We start from the raw sequence: 22,548 nt of genomic DNA on the forward strand, positions 1-22,548 counted from the left end.
GCGCAGAGCGATACATTCCAACCCGCTAACGCGAAACTAAGGCTACATTCCAAGCTTCGGGCCGCCGTCTCGCTGTGGCGACCGCGGGAAGGGGTCGATCGACGGACCCGGCCGACGCGGCCTCCTCGGGGTGGCGAGGTCCTTGACGCGGTAGGCCAGCGCGGCGGTCGGGTGGTCTATCGGCAGCGGCTTCCGACCGGCGGCGAGGTCGAGCATGCGCTCGGCGTCGATGCCCTTGCGGGCGAGACCGTCGAGGTACTTCGCGAGCTCGCCGGTCTGCTCGTCGCGCCTGCCGACGTACTCGACGATGCGGTCGGCCCAGGTCTTCACGGCCTCGCCGTAGCGCGCATTGATCCGGCCGGTGAGGTTGCGGTGGTACGCCGCCTCCCGGTCGTCGTGCGGCACCGGCCCGGCCAGCGTTCGTTCGTCGGTGGGTACGCCGGTGGCTGCTCGCCAGACGGCCAGTTCGCGCCTCAGCTCCGGAGTGAGGACGTCGTCGTCTTTCGCCGTCCACTCCGGCAGCACGGGATCGGCGGCGACCTCGGCGGCGAGCGAAGAGACTCGGCGGGATCGGGCGGCGAGGTACGGACCCCATGCCGAGTGCGACGCCGCCTCGGAAGGGGTGCCGGCGAGCCAGGGGAGCGGACCGGGCTCGGCGAGGTCGGGGTTCGCTCTCATCTGGGACGTTGCGAGCGCAACGGCGTCCGCGTACCGAGCGACGGCGTCCTGAAACTGCGCTGCTGGCGAGGTGGCACGGACCTGCGTCGACGTGGCGGAGACGGCGGCTCCGTCGCGAGCGAGGATGCCTTCGAGCACCTCGGTCGCGGTCATCGCCCGCTCGACCGTCGGCGATGGCAGCGCGTGCGTCGGCTCGGTGGAGAGCACGATGTGGGCGTGGTTCTCGACCCGGCCGTGGGTGAGCATCGTGTAGAGCATCTGGCGGTCCTCGGTGCCGCTGACGATCCCGTGGACGACGTCGGTGGTGATGCCCTGGGCAGTGTGGACGGTCGAGGCGTAGCCGAGCTCGACATGCTCGGCCACGTACGCCGCGGGCAGGGTCGCGTGCAGCCGCGAGGTGGTGTGCCGCACCGACAGGGCGCCGTCGGGCCGCACGTCGGTGATGATCCAGCGGTCGCCGTTCTTCACCCAGTCGGTGCCGCTCACCCCGAGGCGTCGGTCGTTGCGGCGACTGATCACCACGTCACCCCCATGCGCCGAGCAGCCATCGGCGAGACCGACCGACCCGCCCACAACACCTCGCGATGCCTGCGCGCGAAGGTTCAGCTCACGCACCAGCTCCCGGGTCGGCGCGAGCATCAGGCAGTCGCGCCCACCGGCACGTTCCCGCGACCAAGCAGCGAAGACGTCATCGAGAGAGGAGGCGACATCGCCGACGTGGACGCGGTCGTTGTCCAGGTAGAACCCCAGCGCGGCCCGATCGCCGTCGCGAAGAGACAGCGACGCCTCGCCCTCGGCAGGGTCGGTGAACCGCACCAGCTCGTCGAGCCGGATCGCGCCGAAGGTGGCTGCGATGTCGCGCAGCAGTCCACCGGCGCCGATGGTGGCGAGCTGCCGGTCGTCGCCGATCAGCCGCACCGAGGCGCCGCGCGCCACCGCGAGCTCGATGACGGACGCCAGGGTGAGGGTGTCGGCCATACCGGCCTCGTCGATCACGACGAGCGTGCCCGGCCCGATCGAGCTGACAAGGCCGGAGTCGGGGACGTGGGCCAGGTCGTGGGTGAGCTTGGCCAGCGTCTCGCACGGCATCGCGATTGCCTCGGCGAGCGCGGCAGCAGCCGCCGCCGACGGCGCGAGCCCGAGCACGTTGCGGCCGCCCTCGGTCCACACTTTCGCCAGCACCTGCATCGCGGCGGTCTTGCCAGATCCGGCCGGAGCCAGCGCGAGCTGCACCCGCGCGCCGCTGGTGGCCATCGCGGTCACCAGCACCTCCTGGCCGCGGTTGAGCCGTGCGCCCTCGAGCGCGGAGGCAAGCACCGACAGCTCGACCTCATCGGGCGACCACGCCAAGCCGTCGTACCGGCCAGCAAGTGCGACGATGCGCTGCTCGGCCTCCAGCACGCGGCGGCTGGTGTAGTGGTCGCGGCCGGTGTGCCGGTAGACGCTGGTGCCGTCCGAACGACGCAACCCGGCGGGCTCAGGGATCGGATCGACGTCGGGGGTGAGGTTGACCGACAACCGTCCGATCGCATCGTCGACGATCCACTCGACCACCTCGGCCACCCGATTAGCCGGTACGGCGACCTCACGCACCTGCCGCTGCCCCTCGGCCCGCAAGTGCCACACCTGCCACGTCGCCCGCCGCGACTCCACCTCCGCGATCACCCGCCCCGCTGCCTCACGAATCCAGGACGCCGTCACGGACCGTTGAGCCGCGGCGCGGGGGAGCGAGGACACCATGTCGTCGATCGACCTCGCCGAGCCCAGCACCTCAACCGCCTCGGCCCGCCACGTCGCCCGCTGCTCGGCTTCCGACCTCGGCTCGTGCTTGGCTTCCCGGGTCTCCAGGTTCGCCTGCTGAGCCAACGCCACCGCCTCCACCGGCGTCGGCGGCCGACCATGCGCCCGCTTGAACTCCCGCGCCAGCTCCCGCTGCCGTGCCGTGATCGCCTTGCGCCGCTCCGACCACCGCTCACACAGGTCGGCAGGAACTCCGTCGATTTCCCGTACCGGCCGCTTGTCCCGCGCGCCACCCGGCCGCTCGACGAACACCACCCCGAGCGCCTCGACCAGCCGCCGCTCCAAAGCGGTGTTGTAGGTCTCCGACGCGGCGACGACGTGCTCGTGCAGCACCGTGCCGTAGATCGACAGCCACTTGCCCGAGCGCGTCTGCACCTTGTTGGCGACGGCGACGTGGGTGTGCAGGTCGGGGTCGCCGGCCCGGGAGTCGCGGTGGGTGAACGCGGTCGCGACCAGCCCGCGGGTCTCGACCTGCCGGGCACCGTTGCGCCCCTCGCGGGTGAAGACCGCCTCGCGCTCGATGAAGGCAAGCGCATCGCGGACGGCAGCATCGTGTGCCTCCTCGATCGCCCGGGCGAGGTCGGCAGGTGCAACGGCCCACAGCGCGGACACCGACTTCACCGGCGAGAACGTCAGGTCGAACCCGGCCACCGCCGTCTGTCGGGGCCGGGAGTAGCGAGCCAGCGCGTCCGACAGCTCCCGTGCAGTCTTGGGCTCGCGTCCGTGGTCGGCGACGAACCGCTCACGCGCGACCTCGGAGCGCACCCGGGCGACCACGTCGTACGGCGGATTCCCGGTGGTTGAGCCGCCCTCGGTGGTTGAGCTTGTCGAAACCCGCGCCCGTCGGGCGACCTCGGCGTTGAACCCGTCGACGCCGGTGTTGTCGTAGGCCTTGTACGCCGCCCCCAGCGGGTCGCCCGTGAGCGGATGTGACCCGGTGCCGAACAGGTGCTTCATCTGCTCGGCCGTCACCACGTCGCCGGTGTCCAAGCCGTCGACTCCGACGAGGCCGGAGCCGACCCAGCGCCCGGGCGACTCGCCCTTCGCCGAGTAGTAGTCGGCAAGGGGAGTGGCGCCCTTCTCCGTCGAGTCGAGAGCCGCCACCTGCCGCGTCAGGTACTCATACCCCGACCCCGCCGAGAGCTTGTGAAGCGTCATCGTCACATCCCAAACGGCCGCGCGCAGAACGCGAGTGGCCACGGGACGGGCCGTGGATGAAAGAGGTGTGTGAGGAAGACGGGAAGCAGGAGAAGGACGAGCAGGGAAGGACGAGCAGGAGGAGGACGACAAGGAGGAGGACGACAAGGAGGAGGACGACAAGGAGGACGGACATGACAGAGACGAGGGGCCGCCGCCGGCAGAAGAGGAGGAGTCGTGCTGGCGCTTCGGCGTGGAGTCCGGAGCGCGAACGGGACGAGCATTAGCGTGGGAGGGTGACTACCGCTGCCGTCGCCCCAGCCACGAGGCACGCGGCGCTGTATGTCGAGAGAGTCACGATTCGGAACTTCCGAGGAATCGTGTCGTGTGAAGTCGAGTTCGAGCCTGGCCTCACACTCCTCGTCGGGCGGAACAATGTCGGCAAGTCCAGGGTTCTGTCTGCCTTGCACCTAGCGTTGGGCGGTCGTGTCGCTGACGTAGACGACTTCACCGTCGGATCGTCTGCGGAACCCGAGATCGATGTCGTCCTCGCGCCCAGTCCGCCTCCTGCATCCACAGACGAGCAAGCGTTCGAGGACGACGAAGGTCGGCTGATGGGCGGCGATGCACAGACGATCAGCGACCCCCCGTTTCGTGAGCGCTTCGCCTGGCGCGCCCACGTCCGACGCTCGGCCGAAGGGCTTGGCGCTCGATCCGAGTTCAAGATCCTGACGTTCGACGCCGCCAGCGGCAATTGGGTCGAGCGCTCTGGGGCAAAGGACCTTGGACGGGATGCTCGGGGGCTGGTGGCGTCGGACCTTGTCAACACTGGGCGCGACTTGATGGAGGAACTCGGTCGTCGTGGCTCGGGTGTTCGCAAGGTGCTCAGCGACTTGGACGTTGACGACGTGACACGGGCCGATCTGGAGCTCCGCTTGGCGGGTCTCAGTGCCGACATCGTCGCGGGAAGCGGGACACTCGCATCGGTTAGTCGGTCGCTGGATGCGCTAAACCGCGCCGTTGGGAGCATCGGAGCTCCCGGCATCAACCCGATCCCCATCACCCTCGAGGAACTGGCTCGCTCGCTGTCGATCGACCTTGACAGCGGACATGGGGCGCTTCCGATCAGAATGCATGGCGCTGGTGCGCGGAGTCTGGCCTCGCTCCAGATCCAAGGCGTGCTGTATGAACGCTTGCTCGGTGCGGACGGCGGTTCGCTCCGCCCACATCCTGTAACCCTCGTCGAGGAACCTGAAGCGCACCTGCACCCGCAGGCGGCGTCTGAGTTGCCGCACCTGCTGAAGTCGATCCGCGGGCAGGTCGTTGCAAGCACGCACTCCAGCCAGGTCGTCACAGCCTCGGATCCAAGAGCGATCCGGCTCTTCCGGGAGGACGGAGGTTCGCTGGCCGTAGTGGACCTCGGTCCCGCCCCCAGCAATGCTCCGGGCACGCCACGGCCCTTTCGCCCGAGCCACCACACCGAGGAGATGGAGAAGCTCAAGAGGCTTGCCGAACGACCCTTCGGTGAGATCCTCTTCGCGAGTGCCATCGTGGTCGGGGACGGTGCGACGGAACGCGGGTTCCTGCCGCCAGTTTTGAGGCACGCCCTCGGCGCAAAGGCCCACGGGGTCTGCGTCATCGACCCCGAGTCGATGGCGACACAGACCGCCCGCGCGGTTGCCAAGTTCGCGAATGCCATCGGGGTCCCCTGGTTCATCTTCGCTGACAGCGATCCTGCTGGCGTTGCCGCTGTTGAGAATCTTGCTACAACGGGAGCTTCCCCAGCGACTGTCATCTGGGTCGGCAAGCCGGACAGCGCCGCGGCCAAGGGCGTCTCTGGAGCGATCGAGGCGATGATCGTGGACTTCGACGAGGACGTCGGTAGAACCGCGTGCGAACGGGTGCGTCCCGATCTCGCGCCCGTCGCCAATGTCCTATCGACTATGAAGGACTTGAAGGGATCGATCGGGCAGACCCTGGCAGACGTCTTGCTCGAACGCTACGAGGACTCCACCACGTGGCCGTCGCCGGTCCAGGAAATGATCCAAGCTATCGACGGAGCCCTTTCATGACCACGACCGACGACTTCAACGAGCCGGTGCTGAGTCCCGAGCAACAGGCAGCTGTGGACAGCAACGCGCGTGCGCTTGTGGTGGTGGCGAGTGCGGGAAGCGGCAAGACCGAAGTGGTCGCTCGGCGAATCCAACGGTTGCTCCTTGAAGACTCCGGCGGCAATGGGCGGGTGCTCGCTCTGACTTACACGGTGAAAGCAGCAGACGAGCTTCGCGCCAGGCTCGATACACGGCTTGGAGCGCTCGCACGTCGTATCGACAGCGAGACCATCCACGGGTTCGCGCACAGCTTGCTTCGCGCCCATGGAACTCGAATCGGGCTTCCGCTTGAGCCGGAGTTGTTGGCTCGCGACGAGGACCGCGTGGAGCTCTTTCGTTCGTGGCTGCGAGATCGCGGCGACGCGGAGCCAGAAGATCTCAAGAGCCGTCTCATGGGCTTCGACTTGGCACGTGCCACGGGCGAACGCACTGACGGCCTGAACGACTGGCTGCAAGCGCTCGATGACAATGGTGCTCTCGACTATCCGGCGCTTCTAACGCGTGCTACGGAGCTGCTGACGGTGGGCTCGGCGCGGCGCCAGATACGACGCCTCTACACATCCATCGTCGTCGATGAGGCTCAAAACCTGACTAAGGCGCAGTACGACCTGCTCACTGAGCTGGTATCGGACCAAGGTGAGGTGGTCATCCCGACCATGCTGGTCGGTGATGACAAGCAATCGATCGTGAGCTTCGCCGGGGCAGATCCTCGCCTCATAGGAGTATTCACAGAAGCCTTCGTTGCCGAACGCCACGAGCTCCACACCAACTTCCGGTCCGCCACGGTGCTCGCCACTGCGTCAAGCAAGGTTGCGGCTGCACTCGGCCACGCGGTCAGCGAAGAGGCGGCATTCGCGGCTCCAGGCATGATCGACCTCGAGGCGCTCGCGACAGAAGCCGAGGAGGGCGAGAGGGTGGCGGCCTGGGTCGAAGGCCTCCTGGAGAGCGGGCTTCCCGAGGGGGCGCTCGGCATCGGCGAAAACAATTCGCTCCGCGCCGAAGACATCGCAGTGCTATCCAGGTCAGCGGCCGGTCTTCGTTTCGTAGCGTCGGCATTGGCCGAGCGGGAGATTCCGTTCGCTCTGTCCAGCACGCCGAATGAATGGCTCACGACCGTGGCCGGCAGGGTCGTTCTTGAGGCAGTGTCGCTGAAGGCAGCGCCCGATCATCATTCGACGTACTGGGAGCTGGGCAGGCTCCTTGGTGTCGATCTTGCCGAGGAGTCGACAGATGCAGTCAGAGATGCCGTCTTTGCGTCCGATGACGAGTTGATCCAAGCCGTCGCGGGCGTAGTCGACCTTACGGATGTCGCGGAGCTCGTCCCCTTCCTCCAGGGAACGGAGCTGCCTACCGGCGTGGCTGACGCAGAGGCGGCGAACTGGCAGACCGACGTGCTCCAGTTCTCGACCAGTTGGGCTCAGTTTGATGGGCTAACCGCGCGGTCTGACCTGACCTGGGGAAACTTCAAACTGCACTGCTCACGCGCGCAACGTGGGGACGACCTCGCGTCTGGCGTCCGCCTTCTTACCGTGCACAAATCGCAAGGGCGCGAATATGCGGCCGTTGGGGTTGTTGGCTTGAACGACGGCCAGTTCCCCGACTTCAGGGCAACGTCCGATTCGGCATTGCGTGACGAACTTCGAACCTTCTACGTTGCGATCACGCGCCCGCGTCGAGTTCTCTTGCTCACGCGAGCGACGGCGCGAGACACGAGGTACGGTCCGAGGACAACGCAACCGTCACGATTCCTGTCCCTCGTGTCTTCATAACGCCGGCGCGTGCATGCACCTATCCGGCGACGAGCTGGAGAAGTGCGTCGTAGTCATTCACGACGTCGTACTTCACGCCGTCGTGCTCGGACTTGTCGTTGAGGGACGCGAAGAACTTGCGGGCGCACTCGATCTTGGCGTTCTCCACGCCCTTGAGTTGGAGGGTCGACATGGAGCCCTTTGTCTCGGCGACGAAGTAGACGTGTTTGATCTTCGTGGTGTCGTCGCGGAAGGCGATCGCCCAGTCGGGGTTGTAATCGCCGACTGGGGTCGGGATGAAGAACCCGCGCGGCAGCTTCGAGTAGACGACGACCTCGTCGCTGACGTCGAGCTTCTCGACGAACGACCGCTCGACCTTGGAGTCGGTGACGACGTACTCGTAGACGCTCTTCTTGAGTTTGTCCCCCGCCTTCGACAGGTCCTGGGCGGTCTGGTTCTCGGTGAAGATCGAGGAGTCGTACCGGTTGTCGAGCGGGTCGTAGCTTAGGTGCTCGACGATGACGGTCGCCTTCTGCTCGTTGATGAGCCGGGCGGCTTCGGTGATGAACTGCTCGGGGTTCTGCTTGAACTTCGCGAACGTGCCCGGGTTGATGCCGGTGAGGATCGCGGCGCAGGTTCGGCGGGTGAGCCGGGTCTTCTCCGCGATCTCGCCGAGCAGGTCGTACTTGACGGTGGAACCCGCCGATACGGCCAAGTGCTCGACCTTGGTCTCCGAGACCTTGAACCCGGTGCCGGCTTCGAGCTGCTCGACTTCGAGGCCGACGACCTGCTTGCCGGCCTCGACGAGGTACTGCATGACGGTGACGCTCAGGGATTTGTCGAGCACATGGATGCAGTTGCGGATCAGCTCGGCGGAGTCGAACTCGACCTGGTAGACGGCCTTGTGGTTGATGCGGCCCCACAGCTCCTGGAACTCGCGCTTCTTGAAGTTCGCCTCGTTGAACGGGATCTTCTTGGGCTTGCGGCCGTCGGCCGGCTTGGGCACGTCGAGGTAGAGCGCGTCCACGAGCGGCCAAGCGAAGTCAATGATCGGCTTGAGCGCCTCCGACGTCGGCGCGGCGAGGGTGCCGTCGGCGCGGGCGTCCTTGTACGCCCGGGTGACGAAGCCGTCGTCGTCGATGTAGTTGTGGCGGATGAGGTGGTTGTACAGCGCCTGCGCGAGCGTCTTCTCCAGCACGCTGGTCGAGCCGTCGGCGAGTTTGATTTGTTTGCCGGTGAAGTAGTCGACGCTCGCCGCGCGCGGACGGGCCGACAGCGACTCGATGATCTCTTTCTGCAGCGCGGTGACGAAGTCGGTGTACGACTCGTCGGTCACGACGGTCAGCTCGTTGATGTCGTGCACGGTGACGGGGTTGTCCATCCGCTCGCCATGCTGGTCGACCGACAGGCGCAGGCCGCGGCCGATCTCCTGCCGCCGCGTGGTGGTGTTGTCGCTCTTCTTCAGCATGCCCATGACGAACACGTTCGGGTTGTCCCAGCCCTCGCGCAACGCCGAGTGCGACCAGATGAATCGCACCGGCTCCTCGAAGGAGAGCAACCGCTCCTTGTCCTTGAGGATCAGGTCGTAGGCGTCGACGTCGTCCGACTGGCCTGCGAATTCGCCGCGCGCGGTGACCTTGCCGTCGATCGAGCGCCCGGTCTTCTTGTCAATCGAGAAGTAGCCCTCGTGCGTCGACCGCACCGGGATCGCCTCGACGTGCTTGCGGTACCGCTCCGCGGCCTCGTCGAGGTCGAGCTGGTTGAGGTAGTCGGCGAGCACCGCCTCGTACTCTTCCTCGAACACGCGGGCGTACGCGCCGAGGGTGTCGTCCCGGTCGTAGTCGCGGTACTTGGCGACCTCGTCGATGAAGAACAGCGACAGCGTCTTGATGCCCTGCGCGAACAGCTCGCGTTCCTTGTCGAGATGGGCGCGGATGACCTCGCGAGTCTGGATGCGACGCTTCTGGTCCTCGGCCACGTCTTGGGTGACCTCGCCGGCTCCGATGATGTCGCCGTTGCTCAGCTCGATGATGTCGCGGTTCGCATCGACATCCCGGATGAACAGGCCCTTGTACGCCTCGATGCCACCAGAGACGTCGTGCAGGTTCATGCCCTGGCTCAGCCGCTTCACCTGCCGCTTGATGCCCTGCGCGGTCTGCACCTCAAGCTCCACCCGCGCCTTCGGGAAGTCCGCGCCCTTGCCGACCTCCAGCCCGTCCACGTACAGGTACGCGGTGCTGCCGGCCAGGTGTTTCACGGTGATGCCGCGCACCGCGATCTTCTTCACCAGCTTCTGGTTGTACGCGTCCACCGCGTCGAGGCGGTGCACCTTGGTGCGCTCGATCTTGTGGGTCGCCGAGTATCGCAGCGCGAATAGGGCGTTGAACAGCCCGAGCGCCTCCAGCGACTTCGACGGCTTCTTCGCGTCGCCCTCGATCTTCTGCGGCTCGTCGATGATCAGGATCGGCCGGTTCGCGGCGATCACGTCGATGGGCTTGCGGGACTGGAAGTCGTCGAGCACCTCGTAGATGCGGCGGGCGTCCTTGCCCGTGGCGTTGAACGCCTGGATGTTGATGATCATCACCTGTACGCCGGAGTCGGACGAGAACCGCTCCAGCTCATGCAGCCGGGAGGAGTTGTAGACGAAGGTGCGCGGCTTGGTGCCGTACATCTGTTGGAAGTGCTCGGCGGTGATGTCGAACGACTTCTTCACGCCCTCGCGGATCGCGATCGACGGCACGACCACGATGTACTTCGACCATCCGTACCGCTTGTGCAGCTCCATGATCGTCTTGATGTAGACATAGGTCTTGCCGGTACCGGTCTCCATCTCGATGTCGAGATTGATCGGCGACGCCGACTTCTTGACCGGGTCCTTGAGGTCCTTCGACAACTCCAGCCCGCGCGCCTGCTGCACGCGGTGGATGTTCGTCAGGAGCTGTGGCGGGGTCAGCGCGATCTCTGCGTTGCGAAGGCCCGCATCCTCCAGAAGCGTCGGTGCCGCTTCCATGCCGGGATCTATGCGGTACTTCACCCCGTCGGCATACGGCTGCCCGGTGAACCCGTCGACCACGGCATCGACGGCCTCGGTCTGGTACTGCTGGACCTTGAACTGGAGCTTCATCAGGTCAGATCGCCCTTACCTCAGTCTCGGGTGACACCTCGCGGAAGATCTGCTCAGCGTTGATGCGCGCCGCGTCGCTGGCGAACCCGGCGTCTTTGAAGACGGCACGAAGCGGGTGGCGCTTCGCGATCGCCTGCACAACGGCTTCTGTGACGCTGTCAGCGAAGCACGCCATCACCCCGTCGTCGTCGACTGCGAACACTTCGTAGCCCTCGATCTGCTCGCGAACGATCGGCAGCGACAAGTCCAAGCCCCAGTCCAGCAGAACCTGGAACAGGAGATCCTCGGCGCCGCGGTCCTGCTTGACGCTGTCAACCGCACCGAGCAACTCATCCTGTTCAGTCCCGTCAGGCGAAGCCAGGACATCAGCCATGTTTGTGCTGTCGACTCGAAGTGACCGGAAGCCTACGTCGAGATCCTCAGCCAGCATGCCGGCGCCGACGCCGACTTGGGCGCCGGCGAGGCGGATACGTTCTCGTGACAGCTCTGCAATGGTGCGGTAGCCAGCCTTGCCTGCTTCAGATTTCGCATCTACGGCCTCTCCGAGCTGCACCACGATCCAGCGCCGAGGGAGGCGGTCGAGGGCACCCTGAGCCATGACCCCGTGAGCGGTTGAACCTGACCCGGCGAAGAAGTCGAGCACCAACGAATCTCGCACGGTGAAAATGTCGACAAGGCGCTGAACGAGAGCGGACGGCTTGGCATACGGGAAGAGATCCTTGCCACTGAACAGTTTCTTCAGCTCGGCGCTGCCCAGCTGCCCGTAGATGCCTTCAACGATTGACGTTGCTTTCGTCTTGCGACGGGCGCCGGTCTCGTCGTTCAGATACTGCTTGATCGATACCTGCCATCCGTTAGTGCCTTGACGGAACTCCAGCTCGCCACGTTCAGAGGCCTCGGCCACCCGCTCGCGGCTCCACAGCCACTGTCGCTTTGGCCAGAGCTCCGAGCCGTCGGGCGCGATGATGGGGAAGCGCAGATTGGGACGGTCTCCCATAGAAGCGGCGGGCTCTAGCGGCTGAGTTCGGTATGGTCCGCGAGTGGTGGAGTTCTGGTCAGTCGACTTGAAGTAACGCTCGATCTGCTCGTCAGTCAGGTCGACGAAGAGCTCCTCTAGCTGTGAGAGGTCCCGCGCGTACACGACTAGGTACTCGTGGATGCTGGCGAAGTGCCGCTCCTTGGCGCCGCCTCCGTAGCGACGCTTCCACACCAGCGTCTCGACATGGTTGTCGGCACCGAATACCTCGTCGCAGAGCGACGTGAGACGCGAAACCTCGGAATCGTCGATGCTGATCACGATGACTCCGTTAGATGTCAGGAGGTTACGCGCGAGCCTGAGCCTGGGGTACATCATGCTGAGCCAGTCGGAGTGGAAGCGGCCGTTCGCCTCGGTGTTCGCGACAAGGCGGTCGCCCGTCTCCGATGTCTGGCCCGAACGGGCGAGGTAGTCGGCGCTCGATTCGGCGAAGTCGTCCTCGTAAACGAAATCGTTGCCCGTGTTGTAGGGCGGGTCGATGTAGATCAGTTTGACCTTGCCGATGTACGACTCCTGGAGCAGTTTCAGCGCCTCCAGGTTGTCGCCCTCGATGAAGAGGTTCTTCGTGGTGTCGAAATCGACGGACTCCGCGCGTACCGGCCGCAGGGTCTTGGCGATGGGCGCGTTGGCGGCGAAGGCCGCGGCGCGCTTGCCGGGCCAGTCGAGTTGGTAACGCTCCTGTGGCCCCTCGACGACGTGATCGGAGAGTTCTTGGCGGAGCGCGTCGAAGTCGACCGCGCGCACGGGGCTGCCGTCGGCGTCGAGAGTCTCGGTGACGACCGCGGGGAAAAGTTCGGCGATCTGGTCGATGTTGTGCTGGGTGAGGTCCGGCGAGTGCATTTTGAGCTTGTCCACGGTCATTCCCTATTGCTCGGTACGGGTTCGGTCAGCTCGGTGAGCACTGCGGTGCGTTCCTTGATCTGCCTGCGGAGTTCGATCTTGCGGTTGAGCTGTGGTTCGGTGCGGAGTTTCTTCTCCAGCGCGGCGATCTCGCGGGTGAGCCCGCGGATACGTCCCATTCTGTCGAGGGCGTCCGACAGTTCTTCGACCGGCCAGATGGGGTGGGGGAGCAAGCGGCCCAGCAGTTGCCTGTAGAGGCCGTCCATGTCGAGGGCGGCGGGCAGCGGGATGCGCGGTTGATCAGAGCCGATCCAGCCGGTGCGGAAGTAGTCGGTGCCCTTGGTCTTGCCGCCGGCACGCTTGTAGGCCGCGGTCATCGCCTGCTCGGTCCACAGACCGTCCTCGCGCCGCAGCTCGAAGATGATCTGGCTGGGGACCGCCTTGTCGATGGAGGCGAGCACGGAGTTGTCGAGGCTGGAGCCCTTCAGGTCGAGGACGAAGACCTGGATCTCGGTGACGGTCTCACCAGGCGCGAGGCGCAGCGACTCATCGCCCAACTTGTAGGCCCATCGGACGCGCTGGACCTCGTCGACGAACCGCTGCTTGAGGGCAGCACCCGCGCTGGCCTCGGCGTACAGACGCTCCTTCGGGATGACCCGGTCGACCTTCGCCGTCTCGGGCCACTGGATCAGGTCAGCCATCGGTCGCCTCGGGCTCGACGATGGCGAGGAAGGCGATCAGCTCGAAGTCGTCGAGCCCCTCGAAGCTCTGCTGCAATGCGGTGGTCTTCGCTCCTGAGAAGAGGCTGTCGATGTCCCGCTGCTCGGTGATGTCGATGAGGGAGTTGATGGCCTCGTTGAGCAGGTTCGAGTAGACGCGCATTTCGGCGCCTTCGCTCGTGAGCTGGTTGAAGACGTGGTACGCGGCAGGGATCGGCTCATGCACTCCCTGACAGCTTGCCCGAACCAGGTCGAGGAGCTGCTTGACCTCGGTGTGGTCGGTGACGACGTTGCCGTCGTTGTCGAGGTAGATCAGGTAGTGCGGGTGCAGGCGGTTGTGACGGTTGATCTCCGCCTGCTCATCGACGCTGCGCAGTGCGAAGATCACGCCGGGGCGAAGGCCACGTTCGGGATTGGCGGGGACGGTTGCATGGAGACCCTTGGGCGAGGACGCGAGATCGCCGTACTGCTCCATGTACATGAGCAGGTCCATGCGGAAGTCGTTGAGCCCGAGGTCGGTGATCGAGACGCCGGTGCGGACGTCCTCCAGCTCGATGACCTCGTCCTGGAGGCGGCGGAGTTGCTCCTTGCGGAACTTGGTGTCGTTGGACTCTTGGGTGAGGAGGTTGTCGTCGGCGGTGGCCGCGAGGTCGGCGATGACCATGCGGTTCTCGACGCGCTCCTTGAGGTTGATGTATTCGTCGAGGCTGATGTCGGGCCAGAAGTTGACCATCTGGATCACGGAGTTCTTCGAGCCGATGCGGTCGACGCGGCCGAAGCGTTGGATGATCCGCACCGGGTTCCAGTGGATGTCGTAGTTGACGACGAAGTCGCAGTCCTGGAGGTTCTGCCCCTCCGAGATGCAGTCGGTGCCGATCAGCAGGTCGATCTCGCCGGGCTCGTTCGGAAAGACGACTGCCTTGTCCTTCGAGCGGGGGGAGAAGAACGTCAGGAGCTTCTGGAAGTCGAAGCCGTCGCCGAGGGTCGTCTTGGGGTGTGTGGAGCCAGTGACCAGGCCGAGTTCGAGTGCGCGGTCGGCGTGGACGGTCTGCTCCAGGTTGGTGTAGAGGTAGCGGGCGGTGTCGGCGAAGGCTGAGAAGAGCAGCACCTTCTTGTTGTCGCCGTTGAGGGGGTGCTCGACCTTCGCGCTGATGACCTGCCGGAGTCGCTGGAGCTTGCGGTCGTGCTCCGGGGTGATGAGGTCCATCGCCTCGACGAGCTCGCGGATGGTCTCACGGTCGTGCCAGAGGTCGTTGCGCCATGAGGTGGTGTCCATGTCATTGAGGTCGATCTGGTACTTCTTGCCGACCGACGGAGCGGTGGGGACCTCGAAGTCGTCGTCATCGGCCTCGATGTCTCCGAAGGCCGCGCCGATGTCGGCGATCTTGCCGTCCTTGTCATCCAGATCCTGCAGAGCGTGGTCGATGGCGGCCTCGACCTTGCGGAGCGTGATCCGGAACGCCTCAACCGAGCTCTCCAGGCGCTTGAGCAGGTTAACCGTCATCAGGGTCTTGAGGCCCTGCTCGCGGCCGGCCATGCCGAGGTTGCCCCGTGCGGTTCCGCCCTGGACTGCATAGAGGTCGACGTACTTCTGCATCTTGCTTGGGTGGACATACGAGAGCGGCGTGTAGACGGCGAGGTTGAGGACCTGGAGCTGCTCGAAGATCTCGTTGAACGTCGGCGCCTGCGGCAGGTCGGTGAGCGGCTCGCGTATCGACCCCGGCTGGAGGCGGTTCGGGAATGCGCCGATGTCGGCGGTGTCATAGAACGACTGGATGTGCTTGCGGGATCGGGCGATGGTGACCGCGTCCAGGAGCTCGAAGAAGTCGAAGTCCAGCATGCGCAGGATCGCGTCGGTGGTGCGCTCCTCGGCGGGGAGCTCGGACCATCTCTTGAAGGCGACCTGGGCTTCGCGGAAGACCTGCTCGATCGACTTGTTGATGTTGAGCTTCGCCGAGAGCTGTTCTGACTCGCCTTCATAGGCAAGCTGGAGTTGGTTCTTGAGATCGTTGAAGCGGTTGTTGACGGGGGTGGCCGACAACATAAGGACCTTCGTCTTGACGCCACTCTGGATGACCTTGCGCATGAGCCGCTGGTAGCGGCTCTCCTTGTCCTCGGAGTAGTCGGCATTGCGGAAGTTGTGGGACTCATCGATCACGACGAGGTTGAAGTTGCCCCAGTTCACCTTGCTCAGGTCGATCTGGCCGGAGTAGCCCTTGTCCCGGGACAGGTCGGTATGCGCCAGGACGTGGTAGCTGAAGCGGTCTGCCGAGAACGGGTTGGTGACGTAGGGGCTGTTGTAGGTCGTCCAGTTGTCTTCGAGCTTCTTCGGCGCGAGTACCAAGACCGACTTGTTGCGGCTCTCGTAGTACTTGATGACCGCCAGCGCCGTGAACGTCTTCCCGAGGCCGACGCTGTCGGCGAGGATGCAGCCGTTGTAGGTCTCCAGCTTGTTGATGATGCCCACCGCGGCATCGCGCTGGAAGTTGTAGAGCTTCTTCCAGATCTCCGAGTCGCGCCACCCGGTGAGGTCATCAGGCAGCACGTCGTCGCTGATGTCTTCGAGGAACTCGGAGAACAGGTTGTAGAGGATCAGGAAGTAGACCCGCTCGGGACTGTTCTCGGCGTACACGCTCGCGATGTGCTCGTGGACGACCTTGGTAACGTCCTCGACCTGCTGCGGGCTCGACCAGATCTGGTCGAAGGTCTGGAGGTAGGCCGACGCGAGCGGGGCCTCATCGATCTTGTTGACGAGGTTGGAGACCGCGTCGCCGCGCTCGTAGCCGAGGTCGGCCGACGTAAAGCCCTGGAGCGGCATGTATGCGGCCCGATCGTCGACCACGGCGAACTGCTGCATCGGAGCGCCGGTCTTGTTGGACTTGAAGGTGACCTTGCGTTTGATCCAGTCCGCGCACTCCCGGGCGATCGCGCGCTGGGTCAGCTTGTTGCGCAGCCGGATCTCGAACTCGGAGCCGTAGAGGCTGGACTCCCGCTTGGTCTGGGGGATGTAGAACTCCCGACGCTCCTTCTTGACCTTGTCGGTCGCCTGGCTGGCGACGAACGTCGGAGCAGTGAAGATGAACTCCAGTTCTTTGACACCCTCCAGCTCTTTGCGGAGTGCCTCGAAGGCGTAGATCGAGAAGGTCGATGCGGCGATCCGGAGCTTGGAGCCGCGAGTGAGGGTGACCTTGATGTCGTCGCCGAGCAGGCGGTTGAGATTGTCGATGATCTCCATCAGCGCGCCCCCTTCTTCGGGGGCTTCGCGGTCTCGTCGGCGCCGCTGCTGCGCACCCATTCGTCGACCTCGGTGACCTTGAACTTCCAGAGACGCCCGACCCGGTGGGCGGGCATGTCCTTCTTGGCGATCCAGGTGTAGATGCTGTCCTTGGTCACGCCGAGGTACCCGGCGATCACGTCGGCGGACACCCAGGGTTCGGTCACCGTCCGAACCCTAGTGCCGACCGGAGCCGTTCTTTGCCGGTTTCTGCCGATCTCTTCTCTCGTTCGGGTGCCCTGGCCACTCGGCCCGCCCCCCTCGGCCATTGGGGGTAGGACCAACCTCAACTCCCTGGAGCCGACCATGACCGACCACACCACTCCCGAGCCCGAGCGTATCGACGCGCTGATGACCATCGAGGAGGTCGCCGAGCTGCTGCGGATGCCGCTGGCAACCGTCCGCTACTGGCGGGTGCTCGGCACCGGGCCACGCGGCTTCATCCTCGGACGCCGGCTGCGCTACTTCCGGCAGGACGTTCTCGACTGGCTCGAGGAGCAGCGAGAGTCCACGGGGCGCGGTGTCGCCTGAGTTCTCCACAGGAGCAGCTGTGGACCGCCCGGTTGGCGGCGCTCCGTGCTACGGCGAGCCCATGAGGAAGCAACCCACACCCAAGCAGCGGCGATCCCAGCGAGGGTCCGTCGAGGATCGCTGGCGCAAGCGAATCAAGGATGCCGATGGCAACAGCGTCGAGGTCGCGTCGGCGGTTGCAGGCCAAGTGACGCGCTGGCGCGCCCGGTACGTCGACGACTCAGGTCGCGAGCACACCAGGCACTTCGACCGGAAGGTCCAGGCCCAGGCGTGGCTCGACAAGCAGTTGGCCGCACTCCTGCGCGGCGACCACGTCGCCCCCAGCGACGCGAAGATGACGGTCGGGGAGTGGTGCGACAAGTGGCTGGCCGGCTACGGCACTCGACGGGCGTCGACCGTCCGGCAGGCCGAGGTGCACGTCAAGATCATCAAGGCCCACTTCGGATCCGTACCGATGTCCGCGATCAAACCGTCGGACGTGCGTGCTTGGACGGTGACGCTCAAGAAGGAGGGGCGAGCCGACTCCTACATCTATGCGATCTACTCACGCTTCTCCCAGATCTTCACCGACGGCGTCCATGACGGGATCGTCGCGCGCAACCCATGTTCGCGGCGGACCTCGCCGGGCATGGGCAAACAGCGGCCCTACGTCGCCACGACGCGCCAGGTGTGGGCGCTCTACGACGCGGTGCCGCCCGGCGTACGGCCAGCGATCCTTCTCGGTGCCCACGCCGGGCTGCGCCTTGCCGAAGCGGCGGCGTTACCGGTCACGGACGTCGACTTCGCCACCGGCGTCGTGACGCCGTCGGTGCAGTGGGAGAACGAGCCACTGAAGTCCGACACCTCGCGTCACTCGATCCCGATCCCAGTCGAGATGTCGCAGCTCCTCGCCGAGGCGATCCCGCTGGGCAACGGCATTCAGATCGTCAGTGACCTGTGGGGCAACGCCGGCGGGCCCTGGACGATCGAACGTGCCGTCCGCGCAGCGAGGACCCAGGTCGGCCTGCCCGACGACTTCCGGTTCCACGACCTGCGGCACTACTTCGCCTCGCTGCTGATCGCCTCCGGCCTCGACGTCAAGGTCGTGCAGGCCCGGCTTCGGCACGCCTCGGCGAAGACAACCCTCGATACCTACGGTCACCTCTGGCCTGACAGGGATGACACCTCACGAGCCGCGGTCGCGGCCGTCTATAAGGAGAGAAGCAATGATTGATACAGGGCTCTACAGCGTCGACGTCTGGGCCGACTTCGAGGCCGTCGACAAGAGCGGCCACGTGCTCGTCGACCCGACCGACATCTACGATCTCGAACTCGTCAAGCCCGGCAAGGTCGTCGTGGCGTTCGACGACGACCACACCTCGTTGGCCGTCGTGGTCGGCCGGGTGGGCCAGGGGAGCGAGACTCGCATCCAGCTCGCCCTCGCGCCGGGTGACATCGAGGAGTACGTCGAGGCAGTCATGCGCGCTGTCAGTGACCCCTGCGACGGCTGACCAATCTCAGGCCCCATCGTCCGCGTCGCGGGCGAGGGTCTCGTCTTGGCGGCCGAGAAGAGTTAGGGACCCGCCCAGCAGGCCCGCAAAGTCGCTGAGGAACGCAAGCGTGTCCGGCGCCGAACGCCGGTCGAATTCGAGGTCCATGCCGGCCGCTGACGACTGATTGGCAGCCCACGAACCGAGGGCGGCCAGCGTCAGTGGCTCGGTCGGGCGTTCTGCTATCGCTGTGTTGGCGACCGCGGTAATCGCGTCAGCCGCGGTCTTTGGGTCAACAGGGGCGGGCTCTGAGGTCACGACGCCTGCGGTCATCCCGAGGTCGAAGGAGTACTTGTGTTGGCCGGCCGCCACGGTGTCGAACGCGGATGGACGGATGCCGATCGATCGATCAAGTATGAGCCCCCGGGTGTAGGCGAGATGTAGGTCGGTCTCCTTGTGAAAGGCCGGAGCCAGATACAACGAGAGTCCGTTCCCGTAACCGAGGACGATGCTGGTTTCGTAACCCCGCATCGCGTGGAACTGGTTGGAATCGGTGTCGACGTCGAAGCGGTAGTGCTCGGTGTTCCAGTAAGCCCAGGTGCAGTGTGGCTCCCCGCTCATGTAGCCGCAGGGTCCTTGGGTGTGCTGTCGGGAGACGAAGAAGGAGCGCTTGAACTGCAGGAATAGAGCGAAGTCAACGGCCACAAGTTCCGCGTCATATCCGACCGTGTTCTCCTTCAGGAGCGATGGCAGGGTTGGGGCGCCAACGAGGCCCGCACCGATCCTTGCCAGCAGATCCTCGGCTTGACGCACCACGGCGTACCCGTAGGAGAACTCACTGAAGTCAGCGGCTGGCAAGATGTCCTCCTCGTGGCGCCCAATGGCCTCAGAGCCTAGGGTCCAGACGGTTGGAGCGATGGAGACCGCATGACGCTGAAGCCGATCTCCTGCGGAATCCCTGCGGAATCCGGCTGATTTCAGAGCAATGGAAAGGGCCCCTGAGCCTGCAAACGTGCAGGTCAGAGGCCCTTTCAGTGCTACGACGTCTGTCAGATGTCGTAGTACAGCTCGAACTCGTGCGGGTGCGGACGCAGCTGCACGGGGAGGATCTCCTCCGTGCGCTTGTAGTCGATCCACGTCTCGATGAGGTCGGGCGTGAACACGTCGCCGGCGGTGAGGAACTCGTGGTCGGCCTCGAGGTTGTCGAGGACCGAGTTCAGCGAGGTCGGCACCATGTCGATGGCGTCGTACTCCTCCGGCGGGAGCTCGTAGATGTTCTTGTCGATCGGGGCCGGGGGCTCGATCTTGTTCTTGATGCCGTCGAGACCGGCCAGCAGCAGCGCCGAGAAGGCGAGGTACGGGTTGGCCGACGGGTCGGGGCAGCGGAACTCGATGCGCTTGGCCTTGGGGTTGGATCCCGTGATGGGGATGCGCACGCAGGCCGAGCGGTTACGGGCCGAGTAGACCAGCGCGATGGGGGCCTCGAAGCCCGGCACCAGGCGGTGGTAGCTGTTGACCGACGGGTTGGTGAAGGCCAGCAGCGACGGCGCGTGCTTCAGGATGCCGCCGATGTAGTGACGCGCCAGGTCCGAGAGTCCGCCGTAGCCGGCCTCGTCGTAGAACAGCGGCGAGCCGTCGTTCCAGATGGACTGGTGAACGTGCATGCCCGAGCCGTTGTCGCCGAAGATCGGCTTCGGCATGAAGGTGACGGTCTTGTCGTTCGCCCACGCCGTGTTGCGCACGATGTACTTGAACTTCATGACGTCGTCGGCAGCCTTGAGCAGCGTGTCGAACTTGTAGTTGATCTCGGCCTGGCCGGACGTGCCGACCTCGTGGTGGCCGCGCTCGAGCGTGAGGCCCGCCTCGGCGAGGTTGCTCATCATGTCGTTGCGCAGGTCGGCGGTCTGGTCGGTGGGCGCGACGGGGAAGTAGCCGCCCTTGTAGCGGACCTTGTAGCCACGGTTGTCGCTGACCTCGTCGCCGGTGGACCAGGCGGCCTCGGCCGAGGTGATCTCGTAGAACGACTTGTTGGCGCTCGTGCCGTAGTTGACGCGGTCGAAGATGTAGAACTCGGCCTCGGGCGCGAAGTACGCCGTGTCGCCGATGCCCGTGGTGGCGAGGTAGGCCTCGGCCTTGCGGGCGATGTTGCGCGGGTCGCGCGAGTAGGCCTCACCCGTGATCGGGTCGTGGACGAAGAACTCCATGGCGAGGGTCTTGCGCGCCTTGAAGGGGTCGACGTAGGCGGTGCCGAAGTCGGGGAAGAGGACCATGTCGGACTGGTCGATGCTCTGGAAGCCGCGGATCGACGAGCCGTCGAACGCGACGCCGTTCTTGGCGGCGTCCTCGTCGAAGGTCCACGCGGGCAGGGTGACCTGCTGCTGGATGCCGGGGAGATCGGTGAAACGGACGTCGAGGTACTCGACGCCCTCGTCCTTGACGAACTTGAAGAACTCGTCGGCATTGCCGAACATGTGGCCTCCTGAGCCTCGGGGAACCGGGGCGGTCGTGAGTCGAAACGTGGGACCAGCGCATCGCTGCACCGTGCCCTCAAACGTAGGCAGAGGGAATTTCCCTGCCATGACTCCTATGTTTCGGACATGTTACAAGTCCGCTGACCGGCTGCGCGCTCGGCTCGGACGCGGTGCGCGGGCCTGACTAGGCTGGGCCTCGTGAAGAACGCCTCCTTCGGTCGCCGTGTCCTGGCCCTGCTCATCGACTGGGTGGTCGCGCTGCTGACCGGCGTGGCCATCACCGGCCGGCCGCTGGCGGGGGAGGGCGCCGCGAGCTCGTTCCTGACGCTCGGCATCTTCTGGCTCGAGGTCACCGTGACCACCGGTCTGGTGGGGTTCTCCCTCGGCAAGGGCGTGATGGGTCTCAAGGTCGAGGGCGCCGACGGCCGGCCGATCGGCCTGGTCCGCTCGGCCATCCGCACGGCGCTCATCTGTGTCGTCATTCCGCCGGTGATCACCAACGACGAGGGCCGCGGCCTGCACGACGTGCTGACGACCTCGCGCGTCGCCCCGCGCACGCGGGCCTGACCCGAACGACGGTGAGGGGCCGTGGTCGCCGGAGCGACCACGACCCCTCATCGTTCGTCCCCGACGGGACAGGGCAGCGTGGGGTGGGTCAGCCGCGCATGGCGCGGCGGGCGCCCTTCATGCTCGTGGGCATGGGGCCCTTGGGCATGGGGGCTGCGGGACGCATGGCGTCGAGCGCCTTGAGCTTGTTCATGACCGCGGTCTGCTGGGCCGGCTTGATGCTCTTGGGCAGCTTTTGGATGTGCTTGACGAGCTTGGTGAGGCGGACCTGGCCCTCGCCCTGCCCCACGATGACGTCGATGACCGGGACGTCCTCGCCGCCGATGCGGGCGTGCTTCTTCTTCTCCGCGGCCAGGAGCGATCGCACGCGGGCCGGGTTGCCCTCGCCGACCAGGATGATGCCGGGCTTGCCGACGACGCGGTGCACGACGTCCTGGTTCTTGGTGAACGCGATGGCGGGCTTGGTGTGCCAGCCGCGGCGCAGCATCTGGAGCACGCCGGCGGCGGCGCCGGCCTGGCCCTCCACCTGCGCGTAGGCAGCGCGCTCGGCGCGGCGCCCGAAGACGATGAGCACGGCCAGGAGGCCGGAGAGGAGGCCGAAGACGACCGTCGTGATGATGCCGAAGATGCCGGTGCCGAAGACGAGGTAGGCCACGACGGCCGTGATGCCGCCGACGAGCACGAACCACAGGAGCAGGATCAGGCCGATGTTGCGGTCGGTCTTCTTGGTGATCCGGTAGGCCTGGCGCATCTGGCGCAGGCGACCCTGCTCGGGCACGGGGGCAGCATTCGACATGCTGTCCAGTCTACGACCCTCCGACACCCTGAGGGGGCGGGTGTGGGATCGAGGTCGGCTCTGCGATCAGACCAGGGGTGCCATGGGCACGCCGTCGTGACGCGCGACGGGCTGACCCGCGGCCTCACGAGCCTCGACGGCCTGGTGGTACAGACGACCGGCGCGGTAGGACGAGCGGACGAGCGGCCCGGACATGACGCCGAGGAAGCCGATCTCGTCGGCCTCGTCCTTGAGCTCGACGAACTCC

At 65.5% G+C, this 22,548-nt stretch carries 15 protein-coding genes and 1 pseudogene; 6 read left to right on the plus strand and 10 right to left on the minus strand.

The features are described from left to right. Positions 1–42 precede the first annotated feature (42 nt). Positions 43–3,636 (minus strand): MobF family relaxase, encoded by a 3,594-nt coding sequence (mobF, locus tag ASD11_RS18795; protein WP_056284084.1) that lies wholly within the window; start codon positions 3,634–3,636, stop codon positions 43–45. A 275-nt stretch (positions 3,637–3,911) separates the two neighbouring features. Here mobF and ASD11_RS04925 point away from each other — a divergent pair, with 275 nt between their 5' ends. Next, positions 3,912–5,687 (plus strand): ATP-dependent nuclease, encoded by a 1,776-nt coding sequence (locus ASD11_RS04925; protein WP_056284088.1) that lies wholly within the window; start codon positions 3,912–3,914, stop codon positions 5,685–5,687. Beyond that, positions 5,684–7,495 (plus strand): ATP-dependent helicase, encoded by a 1,812-nt coding sequence (locus ASD11_RS04930; RefSeq protein ID WP_056284091.1) that lies wholly within the window; start codon positions 5,684–5,686, stop codon positions 7,493–7,495. Before ASD11_RS04925 ends, ASD11_RS04930 begins: the two co-directional genes overlap by 4 nt. Positions 7,496–7,514: 19 nt before the next feature. On the opposite strand, the gene ASD11_RS04935 is transcribed toward ASD11_RS04930, so the two are convergent. Genes ASD11_RS04935 through ASD11_RS04955 form a run of 5 tightly spaced genes read right to left on the minus strand, consistent with a single transcriptional unit; the run spans position 7,515 to position 16,634 of the window. Continuing rightward, positions 7,515–10,598 carry a type III restriction-modification system endonuclease gene (locus ASD11_RS04935; RefSeq protein ID WP_056284094.1) on the minus strand — a complete coding sequence of 1,028 codons (3,084 nt, stop codon included), beginning with the start codon at positions 10,596–10,598 and terminating at the stop codon, positions 7,515–7,517. Between the two features lie 4 nt (positions 10,599–10,602). Beyond that, on the minus strand, positions 10,603–12,495 hold the full coding sequence (locus ASD11_RS04940; RefSeq protein ID WP_235503239.1) for a site-specific DNA-methyltransferase: 1,893 nt from the start codon (positions 12,493–12,495) through the stop codon (positions 10,603–10,605). Next, the gene (locus tag ASD11_RS04945; RefSeq protein WP_056284096.1) at positions 12,492–13,175 is read right to left on the minus strand and encodes a DUF4391 domain-containing protein; all 684 of its coding nucleotides are present in this window, start codon (positions 13,173–13,175) and stop codon (positions 12,492–12,494) included. Before ASD11_RS04945 ends, ASD11_RS04940 begins: the two co-directional genes overlap by 4 nt. Next, entirely contained in the window at positions 13,168–16,428 is a 3,261-nt protein-coding gene (locus ASD11_RS04950) for a helicase-related protein (protein WP_056284099.1), read from the minus strand. Before ASD11_RS04950 ends, ASD11_RS04945 begins: the two co-directional genes overlap by 8 nt. Further along, on the minus strand, positions 16,428–16,634 hold the full coding sequence (locus ASD11_RS04955; RefSeq protein WP_056284104.1) for an excisionase family DNA-binding protein: 207 nt from the start codon (positions 16,632–16,634) through the stop codon (positions 16,428–16,430). The genes ASD11_RS04950 and ASD11_RS04955 overlap by 1 nt, the downstream gene beginning before the upstream one ends. A gap of 139 nt (positions 16,635–16,773) precedes the next feature. Here ASD11_RS04955 and ASD11_RS04960 point away from each other — a divergent pair, with 139 nt between their 5' ends. From ASD11_RS04960 to ASD11_RS04970, 3 genes are all read left to right on the plus strand, one after another. Beyond that, entirely contained in the window at positions 16,774–16,998 is a 225-nt protein-coding gene (locus tag ASD11_RS04960) for a helix-turn-helix domain-containing protein (protein WP_056284108.1), read from the plus strand. 61 nt (positions 16,999–17,059) lie between these two features. Continuing rightward, entirely contained in the window at positions 17,060–18,211 is a 1,152-nt protein-coding gene (locus ASD11_RS04965; RefSeq protein ID WP_056288394.1) for a site-specific integrase, read from the plus strand. After that, positions 18,204–18,488, plus strand: a complete 285-nt coding sequence (locus tag ASD11_RS04970) for a hypothetical protein (RefSeq protein WP_056284111.1) — start codon at positions 18,204–18,206, stop codon at positions 18,486–18,488. Before ASD11_RS04965 ends, ASD11_RS04970 begins: the two co-directional genes overlap by 8 nt. Before the next feature lie 6 nt (positions 18,489–18,494). Here the strand turns inward: ASD11_RS04970 and ASD11_RS04975 are convergent, their stop codons facing one another. Together ASD11_RS04975 and glnA are read right to left on the minus strand one after the other, a co-directional pair. Further along, positions 18,495–19,325, minus strand: coding sequence for a hypothetical protein (locus ASD11_RS04975; RefSeq protein ID WP_056284114.1), 831 nt, complete (start codon positions 19,323–19,325; stop codon positions 18,495–18,497). A gap of 191 nt (positions 19,326–19,516) precedes the next feature. Further along, positions 19,517–20,938: a type I glutamate--ammonia ligase gene (glnA, locus tag ASD11_RS04980; RefSeq protein ID WP_056284115.1), complete on the minus strand. Its 1,422-nt coding sequence runs from the start codon at positions 20,936–20,938 to the stop codon at positions 19,517–19,519. Positions 20,939–21,136: 198 nt separating this feature from the next. Between glnA and ASD11_RS04985 the strand changes: the two genes are divergently transcribed. Further along, positions 21,137–21,505 carry an RDD family protein gene (locus ASD11_RS04985; protein ID WP_056284119.1) on the plus strand — a complete coding sequence of 123 codons (369 nt, stop codon included), beginning with the start codon at positions 21,137–21,139 and terminating at the stop codon, positions 21,503–21,505. 88 nt (positions 21,506–21,593) lie between these two features. Here ASD11_RS04985 and ASD11_RS04990 read toward each other — a convergent pair whose 3' ends face one another. Both ASD11_RS04990 and ASD11_RS18650 read right to left on the minus strand, forming a co-directional pair. After that, positions 21,594–22,301, minus strand: coding sequence for a DUF4191 domain-containing protein (locus ASD11_RS04990; RefSeq protein ID WP_056284123.1), 708 nt, complete (start codon positions 22,299–22,301; stop codon positions 21,594–21,596). 66 nt (positions 22,302–22,367) lie between these two features. Further along, a pseudogene (locus ASD11_RS18650) lies at positions 22,368–22,548 on the minus strand (hypothetical protein); the annotation flags it as partial.

Source organism: Aeromicrobium sp. Root495, assembly GCF_001426755.1.
In the GTDB taxonomy this organism is placed as follows: Bacteria; Actinomycetota; Actinomycetes; order Propionibacteriales; family Nocardioidaceae; genus Aeromicrobium.

Excerpts from the sequence above, each read along its gene's own strand:
- ASD11_RS04960 (WP_056284108.1), top strand. The coding sequence starts at position 16,774 with ATGACCGACCACACCACTCCCGAGCCCGAGCGTATCGACGCGCTGATG.
- ASD11_RS04970 (WP_056284111.1), top strand. The coding sequence starts at position 18,204 with ATGATTGATACAGGGCTCTACAGCGTCGACGTCTGGGCCGACTTCGAG.
- ASD11_RS04965 (WP_056288394.1), top strand. The coding sequence starts at position 17,060 with ATGAGGAAGCAACCCACACCCAAGCAGCGGCGATCCCAGCGAGGGTCC.
- ASD11_RS04930 (WP_056284091.1), top strand. The coding sequence starts at position 5,684 with ATGACCACGACCGACGACTTCAACGAGCCGGTGCTGAGTCCCGAGCAA.
- glnA (WP_056284115.1), bottom strand. The coding sequence starts at position 20,938 with ATGTTCGGCAATGCCGACGAGTTCTTCAAGTTCGTCAAGGACGAGGGC.
- mobF (WP_056284084.1), bottom strand. The coding sequence starts at position 3,636 with ATGACGCTTCACAAGCTCTCGGCGGGGTCGGGGTATGAGTACCTGACG.
- ASD11_RS04945 (WP_056284096.1), bottom strand. The coding sequence starts at position 13,175 with ATGGCTGACCTGATCCAGTGGCCCGAGACGGCGAAGGTCGACCGGGTC.
- ASD11_RS04935 (WP_056284094.1), bottom strand. The coding sequence starts at position 10,598 with ATGAAGCTCCAGTTCAAGGTCCAGCAGTACCAGACCGAGGCCGTCGAT.
- ASD11_RS04990 (WP_056284123.1), bottom strand. The coding sequence starts at position 22,301 with ATGTCGAATGCTGCCCCCGTGCCCGAGCAGGGTCGCCTGCGCCAGATG.
- ASD11_RS04950 (WP_056284099.1), bottom strand. The coding sequence starts at position 16,428 with ATGGAGATCATCGACAATCTCAACCGCCTGCTCGGCGACGACATCAAG.
- ASD11_RS04940 (WP_235503239.1), bottom strand. The coding sequence starts at position 12,495 with ATGACCGTGGACAAGCTCAAAATGCACTCGCCGGACCTCACCCAGCAC.